We start from the raw sequence: 22,052 nt of genomic DNA on the forward strand, positions 1-22,052 counted from the left end.
CGTCGACCTGAAAGACCATAGCGATTATGGATTCAAAGAAGACCTTTCACGTCGGCGTATTACCTGAATATCCCCCGGTCAGTCCCCTCTCCCTCCGGGAGAGGGCTAGGGTGAGGGGCATTTCGGAACAGATCAAATTTCCGTCAGACGAAGCAGACCATCGGCGCCGACCCTGACGCCGATCGCATCGTAACTGGCCAACGTAGCGTGAGCCGTTTCAATCGGATGCTGATGCGTAGTGGTGATGACCATCAACGCCGCGCCCGCCGCTTCCGCAGCCTGAATACCAACCGTCGCGTCTTCAAAAATCAGACAGTCAGCCGGCTCGACCCCCAGCTTTTTCGCCGCCAGCAGATACCCCGACGGATCAGGCTTGCCGGCCTTCACATCTTCAGCCGTGATCATCACTGCCGGCTCCGGAATCCCCGCCGCTGCCATCCGGCGCAGAGCCAGATCCCGCGGCGCTGACGTCACCATCGCCCAGCGATCTTTCGGCAGACCATTGAGAAACGCCGCTGCCGCAGGAATTTCGACAATGCCTTCAACATCTTCGATTTCAGCGGCGGTAATGAACGCCGACTGTTGCTCGGCATCCACACCCGGCAGATTGAGGCGGGTGATCGTGTCGATCGCCCGCGCGCCATGGATGGTCGGCAAAAACGTCTCGACCTCCACGCCATGGCGCACCGCCCACGCTGACCAGATGCGCTCGGCGGCGGCGATGGAGTTAAGGACGGTGCCGTCCATGTCGAACAGAAACGCAGCGAATGCGCGATCAAAAACCGATGCTTGTGCAGACAAAAGAACAAATCCTCTGACAGATGGCCGGGGCAGACAGGCCCGGCAATGTAGCACTTGTCAATGCAGCTGCGGATGCGGAGCCTTGGATTTGAACGCACTTTCCACACAGTCGAGCAACTGACCGATCGCCCACGGCTTCTTGATGAACGCCACCGAATGCTTGACCCCGGAGGTCTCCGGCGTTTCATAGCCGGACATGACCATCACCGGCTTTTCCGGCCAGCGATCGCCGACCAGATTCGCCAGGTCGGCGCCGTTAAGCTTGCCGGGCATGGTGATGTCGGTCAGCAATAGTGCGACGTTCGCCGCGTGTTCTTCCAGATACAGTGAGGCGGCGTCGGCGCTGGTTTGCGGTTCGACCTTGAACCCTTCCTCCTGGAGAATTTCGCAGAGAAACTCCAGAATCAACGGATCGTCCTCGACAACCAGAATCAACCCGCCAGGAAGGTGCGCGCTCGACGTAGATGTAGGGCACATGAACAGCACTCCCCCGAATTACATTTTTTGAATAGCGGTTTTGAATCCGCTGCTTATCTGGTATGAGCAGCGCGTGTTGTAGAAATTCATTTTTGATACAGCAGATTTCTCCAAGGTGTTGTTTTTCGAAGTGCAGCGGCCGTCTGCAACCCTCATTTGTGGTTAAAATGCCGGCCCTTTGAAAGGCCGAACCGTAATCCATGAACCCTGAAGCCCTCGCCACCCTCCACGCCCATTTGCTGCCCGCGCTGGCAGCGGCACCCAGCGAAACCCGCCGTTTGTTTCATGGCCGCGGGCGCTGCTGGCCGGGGCTGGAACAGCTGACCGTGGACTGGTTGCAGGGCGTGGTGCTGGTGGCGCTGTTCAAGGAGCCGGCGCCCGAGCAATTGCAACATCTGAGGCATTCACTGTTGCAACTCGCTGCCACGAGCGAATGGCAGCAGTCCGGCGCACACACTCTGCTGATCCAGCACCGATACCTGCCGCAAAGCACGGCCGAATGGCTGATCGGCGAGGAAATCGAGGAAATGACCATCGTCGAGGGTGGCTTGCAGTACCGCGTCGATCTGGGCCGCAAGCAAAACACCGGTCTGTTTCTCGACATGCGTTACGGCCGCAACTGGGTGCGCGAACAAGCGGCGGGCAAGCGGGTATTGAACCTGTTCGCTTACACCTGCGGCTTTTCCGTAGCAGCGATCGAGGGCGGCGCCAGTCATGTGGTCAATCTCGACATGTCCCGCGCGGCCCTGAGCCGTGGTCGCGACAATCATCGGCTGAACGGCCACGACCTGAGCAAAGTCAGCTTCCTCGGTCACGACCTGTTCAAGTCCTGGGGCAAGGTGATCAACAGCGGCCCGTACGATCTGGTGATCATCGACCCGCCGTCGTTCCAGAAAGGCAGTTTTCTGCTGACCAAGGACTATCAACGTGTGCTGCGCCGCTTGCCGGAACTGTTGACCGCGCAAGGCACGGTGCTGGCGTGCATGAACGATCCGTCGTTCGGTTCGGACTTTCTGATTGACGGCGTAACCCAGGAAGCGCCAAGCCTGCGCTTCGAACAACGACTGGACAATCCGCCGGAGTTCCCCGATATCGACCCGGAGAGTGGCCTGAAAGCCCTGGTCTTCCAGCGCATCAGCTGACACAACAGCAATCCCCTGTAGGAGTGAGCCTGCTCGCGATAGCGGTGTGTCAGTCAGCAAATGGTTAACTGACACACCGCTATCGCGAGCAGGCTCACTCCTACAGGGGGGCGTGCTCAGCAGACCTCAGCGCGAATCGACCGCCATGCCGCCTGCGCAAGCATTTCGCGATAGTCCGTCGGGCTGCCTTTCACCCGCCCTGCCAGCCAGGCCCGGCAGTAACTATCCGCCTGCCCGATGATCAGCGATGGCAGCAGTTCCGCAGGCAAATCCTGAAGCTCGCCAGCGCGACCCGATTCCGCCAGCCATTCGCGCAGACGCAGATTGCGCGTCTTGTTGCGCTCGGCCAGTTCGTCCTTGAACGGGCCTTTGGTTACGGCGAAGCGTGCGTGGTACTGGAATCGTGCCCACTGCGTCTGTTGCTCGACCCAGTCGACATAGCTGAATACCAGCGCCTGCACGCCTTCTTCGGTGGTATCGGCCGCGTCCAGATACGCGTCCCGCAAACGCCCTTGATCCTCCAGCGCGGTGAAAAACAGTGCCGCGACCAGCCCTTCCTTGTTACCGAAATGGTGATAGATCGCGCCGACGCTGGTGTCGCATTCGGCGCGAATCATCTCGATGGTGGTCGCCTCGATCCCCTGTTCATTGAACAGGCTCAGGGCCTTGCGAAAGATATCGCGTTTGAGTTCGGCGCGGCGGCCGGGGTAGCTGCGTTCGAGTAGATCGGCGGTGTCCATGATGCTTCTGGTCCGAGAACAAAATTCGAATAAGGCGTTGAGTGCCCGCGAACAAATCGCGCCTAGGTTGACAGATTTGCCGGGAACAGAATACCGTTCCGCTACAGAACATAATTCTGTAACGGAACATCATTCTGTAAAAACCTAAACGAGGCTTTCCATGAGTCAATCTCTCAGCATGTTCAACAGTGTCGGCCCTGATGCATTCAGCAAAATGGCCTGCCAGTTCGCTCCGTACTTCAGCAGCATCAATCCGCTGATCTCCGAGCTGCGTCCGAATGCCGCCACGGTGCAGGTGCCGTTTCGCAAGGAAATCACCAATCACCTCGGCACGGTGCATGCGATCGCCATGTGCAATGCGGCGGAACTGGCCGGCGGAATGATGACCGACGTATCCATCCCGGCCGGCGCGCGCTGGATTCCCAAAGGCATGACCGTGGAATACCTGGCCAAGGCGAAAACCGACGTCACCGCCGTGGCCAGTGCTGAAGGCGTGGATTGGCAAAGCGATGGCGACAAGGTGGTCAACGTCGACATCCACGATACCGAGGGCAAGAAAGTCTTCACCGCGCGCATCACCATGAACGTCAAGCTCGGTTGAGATTGCAGGCACAAAAAAGCCCTTGCTGCGGAGTCCGCGGCAAGGGCTGTTTATTGGCGGTTGATCAGTGCAGGGTCAGGCGCTGGCGGACAAATTCTTCTACGTGGCGACTGGTCTGATCCAGATGCCGGTCGCGTTGTTTTTCCGCATCGAGCATCGCGCGCTTGCCATTCTTCTGCAGCAGGTAGGTGTGAATCTGCTGCACTTCCAGCGAACGGTAGATGGGCGTGGTGTCGATAAAGCCGCGCAAGCCGTTGCTTCGATAATGCCGCGTGCTCATCAGCACCTGCGTCTCGCGCTGGCCGATCACTTCAAACCCCAGCGCCTCGAAGTACGGCACCTTGCCGATGCTGCAGGCCAGCTCCGCATGCGGATAGCGCCCGACCATGTGCGCGAGCATCGCCCGCGCCACACCCTGACGCCGATGCCCCTCCCGCACCGCCATATAAGCGACGCTACACGCCTCCCAATCGCCCTGCACCGGCAGACAGATGAGAAACCCGATGACCTGCTCCGGATCCTCATCGTCAGTGGCCACCAGCAACTCCACCTCGGTACCCTTCTGGCCATTCAAGGCTTCGAGATACAGATGCACCTCGTAGCCGACCGCGTACTGATAGACGTTGTACAGCAGATTGCTCGGGCCGAGGCCCACCGCACTGATGTCGGTGAGGTAGTCGACGACCATTTGCAGGATCTGGCTGTTGACGCTTTCGGGGCATGGGGAGGTGTAGTGGGTGATACGTGGCATGAGCAAACTCCGGCGGTAAAAAACGTTGCCGATGATCAGAGCCGTCGACGAACCGCGACATCATACCGTGGCAGGGTGGGTCGCCGTTTAAAGATCCGGTGCCGAAGGCCGATGTAACGATCACCCTTCATTTCACCACCAAGGATCGGGCCATGTATTACCCGCGCGAAGCCGCAAAAGATCATCTTTACAACCGCATCGTCATGCTCACCGTCGCCTGCTGCGTGGTCTTGTTATTGGCCGGCATGGCGCGCCATCAGGGCATTCTGTATGCGCTGCTGAATTTCAACGGCGCGCAAACCGACGGCACTGTCACGCAGTTGGAAGAGATCATGATGAACAAGAACGGCAAGATCATTCACTATCGCTATGCCGACGAACACGGCCAGCTTCATGAAGGTGATTTCGTCGACGAACGCTACGCCGAACACACCCAGTACGAACTCAACGGCCCGATTGCCCTATTGGTCTCGCCATGGATGCCGGAAAAAAGCGCCATCGCCACCCAGCTGCAAAGCTACCGCGCAGGTTTTTACATCATGACCGGCGGTGTGATCCTCTCCCTGCTGTTCCTGCTGATTTCCGGTCGGACGTTCTGGCAGATTCAGGCGATGAAGGAACAAGACCGGTACTACTGAACGGTCACTGTTGCGGCGCCACTACTCTGAATCTGATGTTGATGTCCCTGGACACCACGCTGTCCGCCCACTCCCCCGCTCCGAGGCCGAACTCGTCGCGATTGAGCACCAGCTCGCCGTCGAAAATACCGATGGCGTTGTCCGGTTTCAGCTCAACCGGAACTTCGACCTCGCGAGTGATTCCCTTGAGCGTGAGCTGACCGGCGATCTGGTAACGGTGCTCGGCCACCTGAGTGAAACGGCTGGATTCGAACACCGCAAGCGGGAATTTCTCGGTGTCGAACCAGGCCGGTTTAACCAGCTCGGTATTGGCGTCTTCGCTTCCGGCGTCGATGCTGCTGAGGTCGATATGCAATATGGTGCGGGCGGTGGCGAGGTTGTCGGTGTCGAAATCCAGCATCGCCTCGAACCTGCCGAAGGTGCCGTACATCCGCGAGCCCATCTGCTGGTAGGTGAAGCTGATCTGGCTGGCGCTGGTGTTGACGCGCGTATATTGGGCAGCCTGCGCGCCGGCCGTGGCACAGAGCCAGAACGCGGCAACCAGCAGCAATCGCATCGACATGGAGTTCTCCGGGCGTCGCGCGCCGTCCAGGGCCTTGGTTGACTTAAGCAAACAACCGCCCGTTGTGCCAGCCCCTATATCAACCGCTCGATCTTCTGATGCTTCCAGACCAGTCGGTAATACAGCGTCTGTAAAACAAGCATCCCCAGGTAGGCAACCGGAAACGCCATCCAGACACCCTGCAAACCGAACTGCCCGTCCAGCCAGTACGCCGCCGGCAGTTGCACGCCGACCACGCAGATAATCGAAATGAACACTGGCACCAATACCGTGCCGCTGGCGCGCATGATGCCGCCGATGATCGCCTGGAAACCGAATACCAGAAGGCTCCAGAGCATGATGTGCAACAGGTGCTCGGCCATGGCCCGGGTCGAGTCTTCGGTGAGGAACAGGCCCAGCAACCAGTGCGAAAGCAGATAGCCCAGCACAATCAGGCCGCCGGTCAGGCACACGTTGATCAACAACCCGGTGCGCAGGATTGGGCTCATACGCTGCAGATGTCCCGCGCCGATCGCCTGGGCGCCGAGAATCGATGCGGTGATCGCAATCGACAGCGCCGGGAATTGCACGTAATTGACGATCTGCGTCACCGCGCCGTAGGCCGCTGTCGCTTGCGAGCCATGCTGATTGACCAATGCCAGGATTACCAGCTCCGACAACGACAGCACGATCATCTGCACTCCGGTCGGCAGGCCGATGCGCAAGACCTTGCCGAGGATCACCCGGTCCAGGCGCAGCGCTGCAAAGAATTCTCGGTCCGGCGCCAGCGGATGGCCTTTGCGGATCAGCCGCCATGCCAGCCAGGCCATCGCTGCCAGATTGCCGGCCAGCCCGGCATAGGCTGCACTCTGGATGCCCAGTGGCGGCAAACCAAGCCAGCCGCGAATCAGCGCCGGCGTCAGCGCCAGCCCCACCGCGGTTGAGACGATCAGTGCGAGCAGTGGCGACAACGTATCGCTGACCCCGCGCAGCAATTGGGTGAACAGCACGAATACCAACAGTGACGGCAAAATCCACAGCATGACGTGGGCATAGTCCACCGCATCGTCGAGCACATCCGCCGGCGTGCCCAGCCCCGTCAGCGCCTGTCGCGCAAATACGCTGCCCAGCACTGCCGCGACCAGGCCGATCAACACTCCCAACAGCAACGTCGCTCCGGCAATCGCTTTGACCAGATGCGTTTCACGCGCGCCCCACGCCTGGCCGATCAGCACGCCCGCACCAGCGCCGAGGCCGATGACCAGGGCAATGAAAAAGAACACAACGGGGAACATCCCGGACACTGCCGCCAGCGCTTGAGTGCCGAGCATCTGGCCAATGTAGATACTGTTGACCGTGCCGGACATCGACTGCAGAAAATTCGACAGCACCATCGGTGCAAGAAACAGCAGATAGGTTTGCCAGAGGGGCTTGGCGAAGGTGGCGCTTTGCATTGAATGGAGGTCCATCTCGACGGCGGCAGGCCTGATTGACGATAGCTTCGGTGAGTTGCGTGCAGCGTGCAATCAACATTTCCAATCGGTGTTGATCGCCTGTTTTGCATTTGTGTAAATGCCGGAGACCGCTTTGTGTCAGTGTGCGGCTGTGGTAAATCACGGTTCTTCCGACAGGTACTTATTGAGGCTCGGCTCATGCGTAAGGTTGCAAATTTTCTGGTCACTACCCTCCTCGCGTTGTTCGCCGCGTGTACTCAGGCCGCCGCACCTGCAGCGGCACCCGACTCATTGAAACCTTTACTCGCCACCCTGAACGAACGCTTGAACATCGGTGATCTGGTTGCACTGACCAAGTGGGACAGCGGCAACCCGATTCAGGACAGCCCGCGTGAGGCGCAAGTCATCGCCAACGCCCGGATGCTGGCCGCCGAACACGAACTGGACCCGGACGATGTCGCGCAGCTGATCGCCGCACAGATGGAAGCGAACAAACTGGTGCAGTACGGTCTGCTCGCGCAATGGCAGGCGGCAGGTGCGGCACCGGACACTCCGCGCCCGGACCTGGCGAAACAGATACGCCCGCGCCTGGATGAACTGCAAAAGCGGCTGTTAAGGCAGTACGCCGGGTTCGCGCCCTATCGGCAGGATCCGAATTGCCCGTCATGGCTGGCCAATGCCCGCAGCGGTCTGGCCGCCGACGCGTTGCATGACCTGGCGCTGATCCGTGCCAGCGGCGAGTTGTGTATACGCACCTAAGCCATCTGAGTCGCGAGTCAGAGCAAACATCATCGGCGTCGATGTTCACCATCACGTCAATGAAGTTCTCATAAAAACTGCGCGGCGTAACATCGGCTCCAGACAAACAAACAACTTCCTGGAGCACACGATCATGAAACGCCAAATCCTTCTCGGCATCGCTTTCTCGGTTTTCGCAGTCAACACTTTTGCCGCAACCCCCGTGCACACTCTGGTCGCTGAAGGCGGCTCGGACAAGCTGATCGAAAGCCGCTTGGCTGAGGGTGGTTCCGATCGTCTGATCGAACGCCGCGTTGCCGAAGGTGGCTCGGATCGTCTGATCGAGCGCCGCGTTGCCGAAGGTGGCTCGGATCGTCTGATCGAACGCCGCGTTGCCGAAGGTGGCTCGGATCGTCTGATCGAACGCCGCGTTGCCGAAGGTGGCTCTGATCGTCTGATCGAACGCCGCGTTGCCGAAGGTGGCTCGGATCGTCTGATCGAGCGCCGCGTTGCCGAAGGTGGCTCGGATCGTCTGATCGAACGCCGCGTGGCCGAAGGTGGCTCGGATCGTCTGATCGAACGCCGCGTTGCCGAAGGTGGCTCTGATCGTCTGATCGAACGCCGCGTGGCCGAAGGTGGCTCGGATCGTCTGATCGAGCGCCGCGTTGCCGAAGGCGGCTCGGATCGTCTGATCGAGCGCCGCGTGGCATGAATCAATTGCACTACTGCAGCATCCATGAAAAAGCCCGGCCTGATCAGCCGGGCTTTTTTGCATTCAGCCGTCGCTTATTGCGCGGTTTTCAGCTTGACCACGTCGCCGGAAATCGTGGTGGTGTAGCCGGTCAGAACCCAGGCCCAGAACCAGTTTTCCTGAACCTGCGTATTGATCATTGCATCGCCGCCCTTGGCTTTGATGGCCGCGTCTTGCGCGCGTACGAAGCGGCTGTTCTGGCGGATCGGGATGACGCCAAACAGCAGCAGGCCGGTAGCCGAAGCTTCGCTGTGGCCAACCACGGTGTACTGGTTGCTGTCGTAATGTGAGGTTTTCATCGGGGCGCCGGTGCAACCTGCCAGAACCACACCGAACAGTGCGGCGGCGACTACTTTGCTGAGGTATTTCACAGTAAAACTCCATGGGGGAACGCCCGGGATCCATCTCTCGGACGGCGCGCACTTTAACGCAAATGCTGGCTCATTAGCATCAGGCATCTTGCATTTCTATGAACCCGTTCGCTGGCCGGGCGTCGGGGATGTCGCATACCATGGCGCCACTTCAATAAAGACAGACACCCGCCTCCATGTTCAAAGCCAGTCTGCGTAGCCATCTCACTCTCTGGTTCGGCGGTTTGTCCCTGCTGACGCTGCTGAGTGTGGGTTTTTATGTCGGTCACATCGCCACTGAACAAATGAAACAGGCCAGCGGCAACGCCTTGCTGAACACGGCACGGTCGGCGGCGACGTTGTTGGGAGAGCAACTGCGCGAACGGCAGTTGGAGGTTTACCTGCTCAGCCGCGCCCCGCATCTGGAGCGTGGCGATCTGGACAATCCAGCCATCCTCAAATCGATGCAACTGCGCACCCAGGCGCGCGCTGAATATGCGTGGATGGGCGTCACCGATGCCGAGGGCAATGTCCGTCAAGCGGTAAATGATCTGCTGGTCGGCCAATCGGTGCAAAAACGTCCGTGGTTCCAGATCGGCTTGCGCCGGCAATACACCGGTGATCCCCACGAAGCGGTGTTACTGGCGAAGTTGTTGCCGGGCCTGCCCAATGGCGAGCCGCTGCGCTTTATCGACTTCGCCGCGCCGATCCATAATGCCGAAGGTCAGGTGATCGGTGTACTGGGCGCGCATGCGCACTGGAGCTGGGTGACGCGCATCGTCGATTCGGCGGCGTTTTCCCATAAAAACTCGGCGCCGGATGTCGAGGCACTGATCGTCGACCACGATGGCAAGGTGCTTTACCCCGAAGCGCTGATGGGCCAGCAACTGGCGACCAAAGGTTCGGTAACGCCAGGCTGGACGGCGGCCAACGGTTACCTGACCAGCATGGTCACCGTGCCGACACCATCGGGTACGGCGCTGTCGTGGTCGATCGCCATCCGTCAGCCCTTGGAGACGGCCCTGCAACCGGCACGAACGCTGCTATACGAATTGCTGATACTCGGCGTATTCGCCGCCATTGTTTTCGGGTTGGTGGCTTATTACCTGGCGCTGTACCTGAGCCGCCCGATCGAAAAACTTGCACGCTCGGCGAAACAGGTGCAGAACAACCAGACCGGCGCACACTTCCAACTGCAGCATCCAGTGCTGGAAATCGCCCAGCTCGGCCAGTCCATCGATGCGATGACCCAATCGCTGCTCGGCAAGGAACGCGAGCTGCAGGAAGCCAACGCTTCGCTGGAAGCTACCGTGGCGCAACGCACCGCCGCGCTCACCGAGGCCAACGCCGAGCTGCTGAGCCTGGCAACACACGACGGCCTGACCGGCGTTTACAACCGCCGCCGGTTTGATGAAAAAATCACTGAGTACTCATTGCTGTCGCGACGCACCGGGCGTCCGTATGCCCTGCTGCTGATCGATGCCGACCACTTCAAACGCATCAATGACAGCCACGGCCACGCGGTGGGTGATGAGGTCCTGCAACAACTGGCGACATTGATTCAGAACAGCGTGCGCAGCACCGATTTCGTCGCGCGTTACGGTGGAGAAGAGTTCGCCGTACTGCTACCGGAAGTCGCGCAACCCGATACCCCGGAACTCGTCGCCGAGAAAATTCGTGCGGCAGTGGCCGAAGCGGACTTTCCCGGCGTCGGCAGCGTCACCGTGAGTATCGGTCTCGGCCTGGCAGATCCGGCAGACAACAACCACACGGCCCTGATCAAACGTGCCGATCAGCAGCTGTACCAGGCGAAGGCTGCGGGGCGCAATCAGGTGGCGTTTCATGCCCACTGAGGGAAGGGCAAGATCAAAAGATCGCAGCCTTCGGCAGCTCCTACGGTGATCGCGCCCACCATGAGGTCGAGTGTCAGCTCGCCTGCTCTTGATCTTGATCCACGGGCGACGTCGGAAGGCTGAGTGGAGGGATTGATCCGGGCGTGGGAGCGCAGCGACCGTCTGGCGCAGCCAGACACAGCGGAAGGAGGTGCAGCGAAGCAAACCGGAGCCGCTGCGCCCGGATCGATCCCGCAGCGAAGGAACCCCGAGCTTGCGAGGGGCCGAACGCAGGAGCAAGCCTTTTGGGTTACCTTTTCGGCGTCTGGAAAAGGTGACCCGCCGTAAGGGCGGAACCCTAAGCAGCCGTTACCGCAGCAATGGATATGTACCCAATCAGATGGTAAACCATCGCCCGACTAGGGCTCAGCACTGAACCTCTGCAAATACGCCAGCAGATTCTCCAACTTCTCCTCATCACTCAGCCCCCAGAAAATCATCCGCGTGCCCGGCACCACGCCTTTCGGGTCTTCGAGATACGCCTTCAGCGTCGCCCGATCCCAGGTAATCCCCGAATTTTTCATCGCATCGGAATAAACATAATTGGCCGAAGTCCCGGCCGCCCGGCCAATGATGCCGTTGAGCTGCGGGCCAAACCCCGGCCGCGCCGACTCGCCGACCTGATGACAACCGCCGCACAGGCGCGGGAAGATCTTCGCCCCGGCTTCAGGGTCGCCCTCAGCCTGGACGCTGGCACTGAAGATCAAAACGAGAAACAGTGTTGTGGTGAATTTCATTGAACAGTCCAAACCCGGCTTTTCATGGCGTGAGCGCAGTTTACAGATAAGCGCCGACGATCGTTCTGACGGTGGTCAACGCCTGACGCAACACGTCCATGTTGACCGAACCCAGCGCCAGACGAATCGCATGGGGCGTATTGGTCGACAGGGAAAACGGCTCGGCGGTGGTGACGGAAACCTGGTGTTGCATCAACTCGACCACGACCTGATCGGCGCGCACGTCTTCGGGCAACGGCAGCCATAGAAAATACGAAGCCGGATGAGCGATATAGCGCAGCCCTTTCAGCACCTCGGCCGCCAAGGCCTGACGCGCCATCGCATCGTGACGTTTTTGCTGTTCAAGCATCGTGACCGTCCCGTCATCGAGCCAGCCGCAGGCAATGGCGGTCATCACCCCGGGCGTGTTCCACGTCGTCGCGCGAATGATCCTCTCCAGCGCCGGCACTTGCGGCAAAGGCGCCGCAATAAAGCCGACCCGCAAACCAGTGGCGATGTTTTTCGACAGACCCGAGACGTAAAACGTCCGTTCCGGCGCCAGGTCGATCAAGGTTCGCGGCGGGCTCTCGACCAGAAACGCGTAGGCCGCGTCTTCTATGAGCGTCAGATCATGCCGACGGGCAATCGCGACCAATTGCTCGCGCTGTTCCAGCGGCATGACACCGCCCAGCGGATTGTGCAGCGTCGGTATGCTGTACACGGCACGCACCGCCCGCTGGCGGCAGAGTTTGTCCAGCGCCTGAAGATCCGGGCCATGTTCCGTCATCGGGATCGCCAGCACTTCCAGATACAACGCGTCGGCCAGCACCTTGAATCCCGAATAGGTCAGCGCATCGGCGGCGATCACATCGCCGGGTTTGAGCAGTGCCATCAGCGTCACCGCCAGGCCTTGCTGAGCGCCGTTGACGATCAGCACTTGCCCGGCATCGACCGTCACGCCGCGTGTCGATAAATGCCGCGCCACCGAGGCGCGTTCGTGGGCACGCCCGGCGTGGGGCTGATAACGCAGCAGTGCTTCGAGATCACCGGACAACGCCAGTTGGCGCAACGCCGTGCGCAACAGCTCGGCCTGACCGGGCAACGCTGGGTAGTTGAAATTCAGGTCGATCATGCCGATCGCCACGTCTTTCTGATCGATACCCTGCCCCGGCGCCAGCGAGGTTTCACGGACGAAAGTGCCGCGCCCGGCTTCGCCACTGACCAGCCCCATCGCCTCAAGCTCGGCGTACACCCGTGAGGCGGTGACCAGCGCCAGTCCTTCCTGCGCGGCCAGTTGCCGGTGGGTTGGCAATCGCGCGCCCGGCGCCAATCGTCCACCACGAATGTCCGCCGCATAACGGTCAACCAGCGCTTTGTAACGAGACTTGGGCATGTCGGCTGTATCCATGACAATTTTTTGATTGTGCTGATTCTCGGCCCTAGGATCGCAGCGACACAAGCCACTTCTCGAGCGCGACCGCCATGGGCACTACTTCGACCGCAACCAACCCGACGCTGGAAAAAACCGGTGGCTGGATCAACGGTTTTATCGGCGTGCTGATCTTCAGCGGGTCGCTGCCGGCCACACGTCTGGCGGTGCTAGAGTTCGACCCGGTGTTCTTGACCGTGGTGCGAGCAGCGATTGCCGGGGTGTTGGCTGTGGGGCTTTTGTTGTTGTTCAAACAGCGGCGACCGGCGCGTCATCAGTGGCTGTCACTGCTGATTGTGGCGCTGGGCGTGGTGTTGGGTTTTCCGCTATTGACCGCGTTGGCGTTGCAGCACGTAACGTCAGCGCATTCGATCGTCTTTGTAGGATTGCTACCGCTGGCCACCGCGATGTTTGGCGTGTTGCGCGGCGGTGAGCGGCCACGACCGGTGTTCTGGATCTTCTCGATTCTGGGCAGTGCGCTGGTGGTGGGCTTCGCCGTGTCCCAAGGCTTGAGCGCGTCGCCGACTGGGGACTTGCTGATGCTCGCGGCGATTCTGGCCTGCGGCCTCGGTTACGCCGAAGGCGCGAAACTCTCACGCAGCCTCGGCGGCTGGCAGGTGATCTGCTGGGCGCTGGTGGTGTCGTTACCACCGATGGCGCTGCTGAGCCTGTGGCTGGCGCCCGCCTCTTTCGCCAACATCAGTGTGTCGGCGTGGATGTGTCTGGGTTACGTATCGCTGTTCAGCATGCTGATCGGCTTCGTGTTCTGGTATCGCGGCCTCGCTCAGGGCGGGATCGCCGCGGTCGGGCAGTTGCAGTTGCTGCAACCGTTTTTCGGTCTGGCACTGGCGGCGACGTTGCTGCATGAGCAAGTCAGCGTGGGCATGCTCGGCGTCACGCTTGGGGTGATTCTCTGTGTGGCCGGGGCAAAGAAATTTGCCAGATAGTGTTCAGTGTTCGGCTTTCCATTGCCGTGGACTGAGCCCGGTCTTGCGCCGAAACGCCCGGGCCAGCGCCGACGGACTTTCATATCCCACCTCCTCGGCTATCAGTGCAATCGGCCGGCCTTCGCGCAGGCGTTTCTGCGCAAGGCTGACTCGCCAGCTCAACAGGTAATCGGCCGGCGTCTGCCCGACCGCGCGGCGAAACTGCTCTGCAAAACCGGCGCGGGACTGGTTCGCGGCTGCGGCCAGATCGGCGACGCTCCACGGCTTGTGCGGTTGCTCATGGATCAGGTTCAGAGCGCGGGATAAACGCGGATCAGCCAGCCCGGCCATCATGCCCGGCTGCTGATCACGACTGCCGATGAGATGGCGCAGCAGCAGAATCACCAGCAATTCGAACAGGCGATCCATCACCGCCACTCGTCCGCAATGCCCTTCGAAGGCTTCGTTGAACAGCCAATCGAGGGTGCTGCGCAATTGCGGAATATCCGTGAGCTTCAACACCAGATAGTCGGGTAACGCGGCGGCCAGGGCATTGCCCGAACCGCCATCGAAGGTCAGCGAAGCACACACAATCTGGCTGGCCATGGCATCGTCGGCAAACATCCGGTGGGTGAACGGCCGGGGAAAGAAAATCAGCGACGGTTGGTCAAGACGGATTTCCCGCTCATTGCCCGGCTTGAGCAGCAACGCCCCCGCTTGCAGAACATGCACGTGGCCGACCGGTTCGCCTTCGTGAACGCTGACGCCGCAAAATGCGCCGCTGTGAAAGGTGCCGGCGTTCACGCCGAAGTGACTGAGTAACGTAGAAAGGCGATCCACGGCTGACTCCCGAAGGCATATCTGGACGATCTGCCGCATATCCTCGACGATTTGCCGCCAAAGCGCTATCGGCAATCCCTAAGATCTCTCCATCGCCGCGGCACTTCGCCGCGCAATCTGGAGAATCACCATGAGCCGCATCCCTGCAATCAGCCTCGACACCGCCACCGACGCCGTCCGTCCTGCACTGGAAGGCGTGAAGAAAAAAATCGGTTTCCTGCCCAACGTCTTCACCACCCTCGCCCAGGCACCGGTTGCACTCGACACCTACCTGCAAGCCTCGGCGATCCTGGGCAAGACCTCACTCAGCGCCCAAGAGAAAGAAGCGATTTATCTCGCCACTTCGCAGGTCAACGGCTGCGACTACTGCCTGTCCGCACACACCGTGTTCGCCGGCAAGGCCGGGCTGTCGACACAGGACATCGTCGCGGCACGTCACGGCGAACTGAATGCCTACGCCGCCCTCGCCCGCCAGTTGACTGAAACCCGTGGCCACTTGAGCGACGCACAATTGGCCGCTGCCCGCGCCGCCGGTATCGATGACCGCAAGATCATCGAAGTGATTGCTCTGGTAGCCGTGCAGACGCTGACTAATTACCTGAACAACACTGCGCTGACCGACATTGACTTCCCGGCCGTCGAGGCCTGAGCAGTCGCTCACGAACTGAAGAAAAATCCGCTGGCGAAAAGATGCTCTTTTCGCCAGCGCTGTTTTTTGCTGCCATGATGTATGTCAGAAAACTCGTAGCGCAAACAGTGTCTGGTGCGCTGAAACCAAACACCCTGCGCGCAGGTCTTTGTTCTCTGACAAATGCCCGGGAAGACACGAACCCCATGACAGACTGGTTGCAAGACAACGGCGAGATGGCGGGGCAGATCCGCCGTCACGACTGGGCGAAAACGCCCCTCGGCCCGTTGGAACACTGGCCCGATGTGCTCAAGACCACCGTCTCGCTCAGTCTTGCCTCACATTTTCCTCAGGCGATCGTCTGGGGCCCGCAGCTGATCACCCTGTATAACGACGCCTTCGTGCCGATTCTCGGCGACAAGCCACAGGCGTTGGGACGGCCTTTCAGCGACATCTGGAAAGAAGCCTGGCATGAGATCAGACCGATCGCCGAGGCGGCATTTGCCGGCCACGCTACCTATATCGAAAACTTTGCCCTCAACATCGAGCGCGGCAGCGGGCCGGAGCAGGCGTTCTTCACCTTCTGCTACAGCCCGATTCGTGACTCGCTGGGCAATGTCGTGGGCATGCTCGACACGGTCACCGAGACCACCCAAACCGTCTATCTCAATCAACGCCTGGCAGTACTCGACGCCATCGGCAACGCGGTGACCAATGCCACCGATGCGCAAGCAATCCTGGCGGCGAGCACGCGGCTGATGGTCGAGCAATTGCAATTGTCCAACTGCGCTTACGCCGACATGGATGCCGATGAGGATGGCTTCACCATTCGCGGCGACTATGCCGCGCCGGGCTCGCCCAGCATCGTCGGGCACTACCGCTTGCGCGATTTCGGTGAGAAGGCTGTACGTCTTCTGCGCGCCGGGGAGCCGCTGGTCATCCACGACAACCGTAGCGAACTGCCGCCTGAAGAGTCGGCGACCTTTCAGGCCATCGGCATCACCGCGACGATTTGTGTACCACTGATCAAGCAGGGCCGCCTGACTGCGCTGATGGCCGTCCACGACAAGGTACCGCGCGTCTGGTCGCGCTTTGAGCAGGCATTGATGAGCGAAGTGACCGAACGGTGTTGGGCGCACATCGAGCGGGTGCGCGCCGACGCCAATGTGCGCGAAGGTCTGTTGGCCCTGGCTGAACTCAATGCGACGCTGGAGCAACGGGTCGAAGAACGCAGCCTGCGCCTGGCCCAGGCGGAATCGGCGCTACGCCAGTCGCAAAAGCTCGAAGCCATCGGTCAATTGACCGGCGGCGTGGCCCATGACTTCAACAATCTGCTGACAATCATTCGTTCGTCAGTGGACTTTCTGCGTCAGCCCAACCTGCCGGAGGAACGCCGCCAACGTTATATGCGTGCGGTTTCCGACACGGTCGAGCGTGCCTCCAAACTGACCAGCCAGTTGCTCGCTTTCGCTCGGCGCCAGCCGCTCAACCCGCAAGTGGTCGATGCCGGGGAGCGTCTGGCCAACATCGGCGACATGCTCGAATCGGTCACCGGCGCGCAGATTCATGTGTGCGTCGAACGCCCCGCTCATCCCTGCTACATCCGCGTCGATCTCAGTCAGTTCGAAACCGCGTTGATCAATATTGCGCTTAACGCTCGCGACGCCATGAACGGCCAGGGCGAACTGAAACTGCGCCTGGAATGCCACATACCGCTGCCGTCGATTCGCGGCCATGCCGGTTCAAGCAGCCACTTCGTGTCGATCGCCCTCGCCGACACCGGGGCCGGCATTGAGGCGCACACCCTGGAACACATCTTCGAACCGTTCTTCACCACCAAGCCTGTCGGCAAGGGCACGGGGCTGGGACTGTCGCAAGTATTCGGCTTCGCCAAGCAGTCAGGGGGCAACGTCGACGTCTCCAGCGTGCTCGGCCAAGGCACCGAGTTCACCTTGTATCTGCCGCAAGTGCCAGCGAACGAGGCTGAAGTGGACGACTCCGAGGACGATGGCGAGGTGCAGCCGGCCTGCGAAAAGCGCCGGGTGCTGGTGGTCGAGGACAACCTGGACGTCGGCCGTTTCGCCAATCAGATCCTCCAGGACCTGGGCTATGAAACTGCGTGGGCGACCAACGCCGAGGAAGCCCTGCAACTGGCGGGCAGCGATGCCATGGCGTTCGATGCAGTGTTTTCCGACGTGGTCATGCCGGGCATTACCGGCGTCGCATTGGCTAAAGAGCTGCGCCAGCGCCGTCCGGATCTGCCGGTGATTCTGACTTCCGGTTACAGCGAAGAACTGGCGCGCAGTGGTTATGAAGGTTTCGAATTTCTTGCCAAACCCTACTCCGCTGAACAGGTCTCGCGGATTCTCGGCAAGACCTGGGCAACGCCCGCGACGTCAGTCGTGAGCGACGCCAGCGCGCTTGAGTAATTTCTTGCAGCGTTCCGACAGATGAAACACCTGTAGCTGCTTGCCGGCCTTGGCGTAGCGTTCCCGCAGGGTTTTCAACGCGGCAATCGCCGAGTAATCGACAAAGCTCAAATGCCGGCAGTCGAGAGTGACTTTGGCCGGATCGTTGGCCGGATCGAACTGGTTGAGAAACGGCGTGGTCGAGGCAAAGAACAGCGTGCCGTGCAGGCGATAGAGTTTGCTGCCATCGGCCTCCAGATGTTCATCGGCGTACAGTTCGCGCGCCTGCTGCCAGGCAAAGTTGAGCGCGGCGATGATGATCCCGCAGAGCACCGCCGTCGCCAGGTCGGTAAACACAGTGATAGTGGTCACGGCGATGATCACCAGCACATCGTGCAGCGGCACCTTGTTGATCACCCGCAACGACGCCCAGGCAAAGGTCTGTTGCGACACCACGAACATCACCCCCACCAGTGCTGCCAGCGGAATGCGCTCGATCAGCGGCGACAGAAACAGAATGAACAACAGAATCAACAAACCCGCGACCACGCCGGACAAGCGCCCGCGGCCGCCGGAGCTGAGGTTGATCACGGTCTGACCGATCATCGCGCAACCGCCCATGCCGCCGAACGCGCCGGACACCATGTTCGCCGCGCCGAGCGCCACGCACTCGCGATCCGGGTAGCCACGAGTCTCGGTGATTTCGTCGGTCAGGTTCAGTGTCAGCAGGGTTTCCAGCAGGCCGACCATCGCCATCAGGATCGCGTACGGGGCAATGATGCGCAGGGTTTCGAAATTCCATGCAATGTCCGGCAAAGCGAAGGTCGGCAGACCTCCGGCGATGTGCGCCATGTCACCGAGGGTGCGGGTCGGCAGGCCGAACAGGTAGACCAGCAGACCAACGCCAAGAATCGCCACCAGTGCCGGCGGCACCGCTTTGGTCAGGCGCGGCAGGATATAAACGATGGCCATGGTCAGCAGCACCAGCCCGGTCATCAGGTACAACGGCGTACCGCTGAGCCAGTGCTCGCCGCTTTTGAAATGCTCCAGTTGCGCCAGGGCAATGATAATCGCCAGGCCATTGACGAAACCGAGCATCACCGGATGCGGCACCATGCGCACCAGTTTGCCCAGGCGCAACAGCCCGAACGCCATCATGATCAGACCGCCGAGCAGCACCGTCGCCAGCAAATACTGCACGCCGTGTTGCACCACCAGCGCGACGATTACCACCGCCATCGACCCCGCCGCGCCGGAGACCATGCCCGGTCGGCCGCCGAACAACGCCGTCAGCGTGCAGATAATGAAGGCCCCGTACAGGCCCATCAGCGGGTTGAGGTGCGCCACCAGCGCGAAGGCTATGCATTCGGGCAACAGGGCAAAGGAGGTGGTGAGTCCGGCCAGGACATCGGCGCGCAGACGAATCGGTTTCATGGCTTACCTGACTGAGCGGCCGTCGGGCACGGCCGCCGTTTTCGCGAAAAAAGAGGGAGGCGAATGTTACGGAATTGTTCGGCCTCGGGCCAGTGAAACGCTGACATGGGTTGGCTCTGGCCTTATCCTTGCTGGCTTGTCCATTGAATCGAGTTGCAGCATGTCAGCGTTTTTGTCCGCCCGGGATGTGTGTCAGCGTCTGCGCGATGCTGCGCTGGGTGTGCTTGCGTTCGAAGTCTGCGAGGTGATTTCCGAATCCGGGCTGATTGCCGTGGATATCGAGGGCTGGCGTTTGCTGCTGGATTTCACCGAGGGACACTTGCATCACTGTGAATCCGCTCGCAACTGCGCCGGGGACGAAGCGACGCTGAACACATGGCAGCGTTATGGCACTGACCCGGTGAGTCTGCTCAGCACGTGGGAACTGGCGCAAATCGAGCGTTTGCTGCGTGAGGCGAATCGGCTCGACGTTCAGGGCACCATTTCCAGAATCGGTGAATGATTTTCCTGCATGCGGTCGTACCAGCCTTGCAGCACATCAGGCAGCCGATACTTCCACTTCGTTACGTTGGTGTAGTACCGCAGATGTTCATGGCCCTGGTCATCGTAGCTTTTGAAGATCAGCCAGACCTGCGCATCGGCGGCACTCATCAGGATGCCGATGTCGCCCAGACCACGCATCCACATTTCTACCACCCGAGCATCAGGCACATCTTTTGAGGCCTCGCCGACCTGCAAGGAACCCGAGGTCTCTACCAGTTTCTGGTAGTCGGCCTTGAGCAACGAACGCAGCGCCTGATCCTCCGCGGTCGTGCGGGCAAGGCCCAGGCTGAGCAGATCGTAATCCAGCGTCAGCGGTTGTTCGGAGGCAATATACCGACCGGCGTAATACACGCCCATGCCACCGCCGCAGTCGGAATCCGCACCGCTTTGCGCGACGGTCAGTACGCCATTGATGGGTGTGAAGGTGAGTTTGCAGGCGTCCGCGGCGTAAACGGCTATTCCATCTTTGAGTACGGCAACTCCAGTCAGATCGCCGGAATTGGCTCCCTCGCCTGCTGATACATCGATGTCGATATGCGTAGCATCGCGACGCTGGGTAACGATGGTCGCCGAGGTTGAGGTGCCTGGCGGGATCAATTGCCATGTGGCATCCCAACTGAACGGCTTAACCGCATGTTCGAGTTCGGTGAGGCGCATCAGGTATTCGCGACGCAGACACGCGCCCAGGGCACCACAAGCGTTACGGTTTTTCAGCCATTGGCGTTGGTCGGTTTTCAGGGTTTTGGGATCGGCAACTTTGTCCAGAGTGGTCCGCCATTGCTCAGCGAGTTTGTCGTCGAGGCTCGAGAGGTACGGGTCGTTGCAGATGGCTGTTTCGGTTTTGCTGGCGGCGCTGGTGCAATCGAAACTGCTGGCGTGGGCGGTGCAGGCAAGGGCGAGAGCTGCCAGCGCCAAGGCGTTACGCAAGGAGATAGCGAACATCGAGAGATTCCATTCTTCGGATGGCGGGGAGTATGCCAGTGCTGCTGCCGGAAATCGCCGTTCTCGTAGCGCACGCGGTCACATTATGAGAGCGAGCCTGCTCACGAAAGCGGTGTGTCAGTCACAGATAAATCGCCTGACCTGCCGCCTTCGTGAGCAAGCCCACTCCCACAGGATTTAGCGCTACCCCCTCCATTCCCGGCAACCCACAAAACCAATGTGGGAGCGAGCCTGCTCGCGAAAGCGGTGTGTCAGTCACAGATAAATCGCCTGACCTGCCGCCTTCGTGAGCAAGCCCACTCCCACAGGATTTAGCGCTACCCCCTCCATTCCCGGCAACCCACAAAACCAATGTGGGAGCGAGCCTGCTCGCGAAAGCGGTGTGTCAGTCACAGATAAAATGCCTGACCTGCCGCCTTCGTGAGCAAGCCCACTCCCACAGGATTTCGCGCTACACCCGCCATCCCCGGCAACCCACAAAACCAATGTGGGAGCGAGCCTGCTCGCGAAAGCGGTGTGTCAGCCACAGATAAAATGCCTGACCTGCCGCCTTCGTGAGCAAACCCACTCCCACAGGATTTAGCGCTACACCCGCCATCCCCGGCAACCCACAAAACCAATGTGGGAGCGAGCCTGCTCGCGAAAGCGGTGTGTCAGCCACAGATAAATCGCCTGACCTGCCGCCTTCGTGAGCAAGCCCACTCCCACAGGATTTCGCGCTACACCCGCCATCCCCGGCAACCCGCAAGGTGGGGTGAGTACGTTTAGAAGGTGATGTCGGCTGCAAGTTTGACGTCGATTCGCGCTACGGAGCTGGTGAGCTGGGCGAAGTCCTTGTTGTGTTGGGCAATGATGTCGTCGGCGCTCATGGTGCCGTTGTCGACTGTCGAATGCGCGTCTCCCGCAACCACGATGTCGTAGCCCAGCGTATGCGCGCTGCGCACCGTGGCGTTGACGCAGTAGTCGGTTTGCAGGCCGCAGATGATCAGCCGCTCGAAATCTTCGCTGGGCAGCAGCTTGCCGAGGTCGGTCTGATAGAAAGAATCCCCGGTGGTTTTGCGTACACGCAGGTCTTGCGGTGATGTCTCCAGCCCTTCGGCCAGTTGCCAACCTTCGGCTTGGTAAGCCAACGGGCTGTCCTTCTCCTCGTGTTGAATCAGCACTACCGGAACGCCGGCGTCCCGGGCGCGCTGGCTCAGACCATTGATCGTGGCGATCACGCGGTCGATCTCAAAACACTGATACTCACCAGCACACAGCGCCTGCTGGACGTCGATGATCAGTAATGCGGTGGTCATGTCGAGCCTTCC

The 22,052-nt window shown here is 60.3% G+C and carries 23 protein-coding genes; 10 read left to right on the top strand and 13 right to left on the bottom strand.

Annotated elements, in window-relative coordinates; all coding sequences use genetic code 11:
- Positions 1-132: 132 nt before the first annotated feature.
- Together LIS66_RS16340 and LIS66_RS16345 are read right to left on the bottom strand one after the other, a co-directional pair.
- Entirely contained in the window at positions 133-801 is a 669-nt protein-coding gene (locus tag LIS66_RS16340; RefSeq protein WP_064363602.1) for an HAD-IA family hydrolase, read from the bottom strand.
- A gap of 57 nt (positions 802-858) precedes the next feature.
- On the bottom strand, positions 859-1,278 hold the full coding sequence (locus LIS66_RS16345) for a response regulator (protein ID WP_042609260.1): 420 nt from the start codon (positions 1,276-1,278) through the stop codon (positions 859-861).
- Positions 1,279-1,478: 200 nt separating this feature from the next.
- Here LIS66_RS16345 and LIS66_RS16350 point away from each other — a divergent pair, with 200 nt between their 5' ends.
- On the top strand, positions 1,479-2,420 hold the full coding sequence (locus tag LIS66_RS16350) for a class I SAM-dependent methyltransferase (RefSeq protein WP_227972586.1): 942 nt from the start codon (positions 1,479-1,481) through the stop codon (positions 2,418-2,420).
- 116 nt (positions 2,421-2,536) lie between these two features.
- Here the strand turns inward: LIS66_RS16350 and LIS66_RS16355 are convergent, their stop codons facing one another.
- On the bottom strand, positions 2,537-3,160 hold the full coding sequence (locus LIS66_RS16355) for a TetR/AcrR family transcriptional regulator (protein ID WP_227972587.1): 624 nt from the start codon (positions 3,158-3,160) through the stop codon (positions 2,537-2,539).
- A gap of 160 nt (positions 3,161-3,320) precedes the next feature.
- Between LIS66_RS16355 and LIS66_RS16360 the strand changes: the two genes are divergently transcribed.
- Positions 3,321-3,761 (top strand): hotdog fold domain-containing protein, encoded by a 441-nt coding sequence (locus tag LIS66_RS16360; RefSeq protein ID WP_042609257.1) that lies wholly within the window; start codon positions 3,321-3,323, stop codon positions 3,759-3,761.
- A 64-nt stretch (positions 3,762-3,825) separates the two neighbouring features.
- Here the strand turns inward: LIS66_RS16360 and LIS66_RS16365 are convergent, their stop codons facing one another.
- The gene (locus LIS66_RS16365) at positions 3,826-4,512 is read right to left on the bottom strand and encodes a GNAT family N-acetyltransferase (protein ID WP_042609256.1); all 687 of its coding nucleotides are present in this window, start codon (positions 4,510-4,512) and stop codon (positions 3,826-3,828) included.
- A gap of 152 nt (positions 4,513-4,664) precedes the next feature.
- Between LIS66_RS16365 and LIS66_RS16370 the strand changes: the two genes are divergently transcribed.
- On the top strand, positions 4,665-5,150 hold the full coding sequence (locus LIS66_RS16370) for a DUF3592 domain-containing protein (protein ID WP_064363605.1): 486 nt from the start codon (positions 4,665-4,667) through the stop codon (positions 5,148-5,150).
- 4 nt (positions 5,151-5,154) lie between these two features.
- On the opposite strand, the gene LIS66_RS16375 is transcribed toward LIS66_RS16370, so the two are convergent.
- Both LIS66_RS16375 and LIS66_RS16380 read right to left on the bottom strand, forming a co-directional pair.
- Positions 5,155-5,712, bottom strand: a complete 558-nt coding sequence (locus tag LIS66_RS16375; RefSeq protein ID WP_042609254.1) for a YceI family protein — start codon at positions 5,710-5,712, stop codon at positions 5,155-5,157.
- Between the two features lie 74 nt (positions 5,713-5,786).
- Positions 5,787-7,145 (bottom strand): MATE family efflux transporter, encoded by a 1,359-nt coding sequence (locus LIS66_RS16380; RefSeq protein WP_227972588.1) that lies wholly within the window; start codon positions 7,143-7,145, stop codon positions 5,787-5,789.
- Between the two features lie 198 nt (positions 7,146-7,343).
- Here LIS66_RS16380 and LIS66_RS16385 point away from each other — a divergent pair, with 198 nt between their 5' ends.
- Both LIS66_RS16385 and LIS66_RS16390 read left to right on the top strand, forming a co-directional pair.
- Positions 7,344-7,904 (top strand): chorismate mutase, encoded by a 561-nt coding sequence (locus LIS66_RS16385; RefSeq protein WP_227972589.1) that lies wholly within the window; start codon positions 7,344-7,346, stop codon positions 7,902-7,904.
- A gap of 133 nt (positions 7,905-8,037) precedes the next feature.
- Entirely contained in the window at positions 8,038-8,595 is a 558-nt protein-coding gene (locus tag LIS66_RS16390; protein WP_227972590.1) for a phage infection protein, read from the top strand.
- A gap of 74 nt (positions 8,596-8,669) precedes the next feature.
- Here the strand turns inward: LIS66_RS16390 and LIS66_RS16395 are convergent, their stop codons facing one another.
- Positions 8,670-9,005, bottom strand: a complete 336-nt coding sequence (locus LIS66_RS16395) for a hypothetical protein (RefSeq protein WP_042609250.1) — start codon at positions 9,003-9,005, stop codon at positions 8,670-8,672.
- 176 nt (positions 9,006-9,181) lie between these two features.
- Between LIS66_RS16395 and LIS66_RS16400 the strand changes: the two genes are divergently transcribed.
- Positions 9,182-10,837: a diguanylate cyclase gene (locus LIS66_RS16400; protein ID WP_227972591.1), complete on the top strand. Its 1,656-nt coding sequence runs from the start codon at positions 9,182-9,184 to the stop codon at positions 10,835-10,837.
- Positions 10,838-11,235: 398 nt separating this feature from the next.
- Here the strand turns inward: LIS66_RS16400 and LIS66_RS16405 are convergent, their stop codons facing one another.
- On the bottom strand, positions 11,236-11,613 hold the full coding sequence (locus LIS66_RS16405; RefSeq protein WP_064363611.1) for a c-type cytochrome: 378 nt from the start codon (positions 11,611-11,613) through the stop codon (positions 11,236-11,238).
- A 40-nt stretch (positions 11,614-11,653) separates the two neighbouring features.
- A complete protein-coding gene (locus LIS66_RS16410) occupies positions 11,654-12,985 on the bottom strand; it encodes a PLP-dependent aminotransferase family protein (RefSeq protein ID WP_227972592.1) in 1,332 nt (443 codons plus the stop codon).
- 89 nt (positions 12,986-13,074) lie between these two features.
- Here LIS66_RS16410 and LIS66_RS16415 point away from each other — a divergent pair, with 89 nt between their 5' ends.
- Entirely contained in the window at positions 13,075-13,968 is an 894-nt protein-coding gene (locus LIS66_RS16415) for a DMT family transporter (protein WP_227972593.1), read from the top strand.
- A gap of 3 nt (positions 13,969-13,971) precedes the next feature.
- On the opposite strand, the gene LIS66_RS16420 is transcribed toward LIS66_RS16415, so the two are convergent.
- Complete coding sequence (locus tag LIS66_RS16420) at positions 13,972-14,787, bottom strand: AraC family transcriptional regulator (RefSeq protein ID WP_227972594.1); 816 nt, start codon at positions 14,785-14,787, stop codon at positions 13,972-13,974.
- A gap of 130 nt (positions 14,788-14,917) precedes the next feature.
- Between LIS66_RS16420 and LIS66_RS16425 the strand changes: the two genes are divergently transcribed.
- Together LIS66_RS16425 and LIS66_RS16430 are read left to right on the top strand one after the other, a co-directional pair.
- On the top strand, positions 14,918-15,436 hold the full coding sequence (locus LIS66_RS16425; protein WP_064363615.1) for a carboxymuconolactone decarboxylase family protein: 519 nt from the start codon (positions 14,918-14,920) through the stop codon (positions 15,434-15,436).
- Positions 15,437-15,621: 185 nt separating this feature from the next.
- A complete protein-coding gene (locus LIS66_RS16430; protein ID WP_065616041.1) occupies positions 15,622-17,844 on the top strand; it encodes a response regulator in 2,223 nt (740 codons plus the stop codon).
- Here the strand turns inward: LIS66_RS16430 and LIS66_RS16435 are convergent.
- On the bottom strand, positions 17,812-19,257 hold the full coding sequence (locus LIS66_RS16435; protein WP_227972595.1) for a SulP family inorganic anion transporter: 1,446 nt from the start codon (positions 19,255-19,257) through the stop codon (positions 17,812-17,814). The genes LIS66_RS16430 and LIS66_RS16435 overlap by 33 nt on opposite strands.
- 160 nt (positions 19,258-19,417) lie before the next feature.
- Between LIS66_RS16435 and LIS66_RS16440 the strand changes: the two genes are divergently transcribed.
- Positions 19,418-19,759: a hypothetical protein gene (locus LIS66_RS16440; RefSeq protein ID WP_064363618.1), complete on the top strand. Its 342-nt coding sequence runs from the start codon at positions 19,418-19,420 to the stop codon at positions 19,757-19,759.
- Here the strand turns inward: LIS66_RS16440 and LIS66_RS16445 are convergent.
- Together LIS66_RS16445 and LIS66_RS16450 are read right to left on the bottom strand one after the other, a co-directional pair.
- A complete protein-coding gene (locus LIS66_RS16445) occupies positions 19,729-20,742 on the bottom strand; it encodes a lysozyme inhibitor LprI family protein (RefSeq protein WP_064363619.1) in 1,014 nt (337 codons plus the stop codon). The genes LIS66_RS16440 and LIS66_RS16445 overlap by 31 nt on opposite strands.
- Before the next feature lie 764 nt (positions 20,743-21,506).
- The gene (locus LIS66_RS16450) at positions 21,507-22,040 is read right to left on the bottom strand and encodes a cysteine hydrolase family protein (protein ID WP_227972596.1); all 534 of its coding nucleotides are present in this window, start codon (positions 22,038-22,040) and stop codon (positions 21,507-21,509) included.
- Positions 22,041-22,052 lie beyond the last annotated feature (12 nt).

This window comes from Pseudomonas sp. HN2, from assembly GCF_020736465.1.
Classification (GTDB): domain Bacteria; phylum Pseudomonadota; class Gammaproteobacteria; order Pseudomonadales; family Pseudomonadaceae; genus Aquipseudomonas; species Aquipseudomonas moraviensis_A.

What these genes read in the sequence shown, in the direction of transcription:
- LIS66_RS16345 (WP_042609260.1), bottom strand. Translation starts at nt 1,278, where the DNA reads ATGTGCCCTACATCTACGTCGAGCGCGCACCTTCCTGGCGGGTTGATT.
- LIS66_RS16350 (WP_227972586.1), top strand. Translation starts at nt 1,479, where the DNA reads ATGAACCCTGAAGCCCTCGCCACCCTCCACGCCCATTTGCTGCCCGCG.
- LIS66_RS16355 (WP_227972587.1), bottom strand. Translation starts at nt 3,160, where the DNA reads ATGGACACCGCCGATCTACTCGAACGCAGCTACCCCGGCCGCCGCGCC.
- LIS66_RS16360 (WP_042609257.1), top strand. Translation starts at nt 3,321, where the DNA reads ATGAGTCAATCTCTCAGCATGTTCAACAGTGTCGGCCCTGATGCATTC.
- LIS66_RS16365 (WP_042609256.1), bottom strand. Translation starts at nt 4,512, where the DNA reads ATGCCACGTATCACCCACTACACCTCCCCATGCCCCGAAAGCGTCAAC.
- LIS66_RS16370 (WP_064363605.1), top strand. Translation starts at nt 4,665, where the DNA reads ATGTATTACCCGCGCGAAGCCGCAAAAGATCATCTTTACAACCGCATC.
- LIS66_RS16375 (WP_042609254.1), bottom strand. Translation starts at nt 5,712, where the DNA reads ATGTCGATGCGATTGCTGCTGGTTGCCGCGTTCTGGCTCTGTGCCACG.
- LIS66_RS16380 (WP_227972588.1), bottom strand. Translation starts at nt 7,145, where the DNA reads ATGCAAAGCGCCACCTTCGCCAAGCCCCTCTGGCAAACCTATCTGCTG.
- LIS66_RS16385 (WP_227972589.1), top strand. Translation starts at nt 7,344, where the DNA reads ATGCGTAAGGTTGCAAATTTTCTGGTCACTACCCTCCTCGCGTTGTTC.
- LIS66_RS16390 (WP_227972590.1), top strand. Translation starts at nt 8,038, where the DNA reads ATGAAACGCCAAATCCTTCTCGGCATCGCTTTCTCGGTTTTCGCAGTC.
- LIS66_RS16400 (WP_227972591.1), top strand. Translation starts at nt 9,182, where the DNA reads ATGTTCAAAGCCAGTCTGCGTAGCCATCTCACTCTCTGGTTCGGCGGT.
- LIS66_RS16405 (WP_064363611.1), bottom strand. Translation starts at nt 11,613, where the DNA reads ATGAAATTCACCACAACACTGTTTCTCGTTTTGATCTTCAGTGCCAGC.
- LIS66_RS16410 (WP_227972592.1), bottom strand. Translation starts at nt 12,985, where the DNA reads ATGCCCAAGTCTCGTTACAAAGCGCTGGTTGACCGTTATGCGGCGGAC.
- LIS66_RS16415 (WP_227972593.1), top strand. Translation starts at nt 13,075, where the DNA reads ATGGGCACTACTTCGACCGCAACCAACCCGACGCTGGAAAAAACCGGT.
- LIS66_RS16425 (WP_064363615.1), top strand. Translation starts at nt 14,918, where the DNA reads ATGAGCCGCATCCCTGCAATCAGCCTCGACACCGCCACCGACGCCGTC.
- LIS66_RS16430 (WP_065616041.1), top strand. Translation starts at nt 15,622, where the DNA reads ATGACAGACTGGTTGCAAGACAACGGCGAGATGGCGGGGCAGATCCGC.
- LIS66_RS16435 (WP_227972595.1), bottom strand. Translation starts at nt 19,257, where the DNA reads ATGAAACCGATTCGTCTGCGCGCCGATGTCCTGGCCGGACTCACCACC.
- LIS66_RS16440 (WP_064363618.1), top strand. Translation starts at nt 19,418, where the DNA reads ATGTCAGCGTTTTTGTCCGCCCGGGATGTGTGTCAGCGTCTGCGCGAT.
- LIS66_RS16445 (WP_064363619.1), bottom strand. Translation starts at nt 20,742, where the DNA reads ATGTTCGCTATCTCCTTGCGTAACGCCTTGGCGCTGGCAGCTCTCGCC.
- LIS66_RS16450 (WP_227972596.1), bottom strand. Translation starts at nt 22,040, where the DNA reads ATGACCACCGCATTACTGATCATCGACGTCCAGCAGGCGCTGTGTGCT.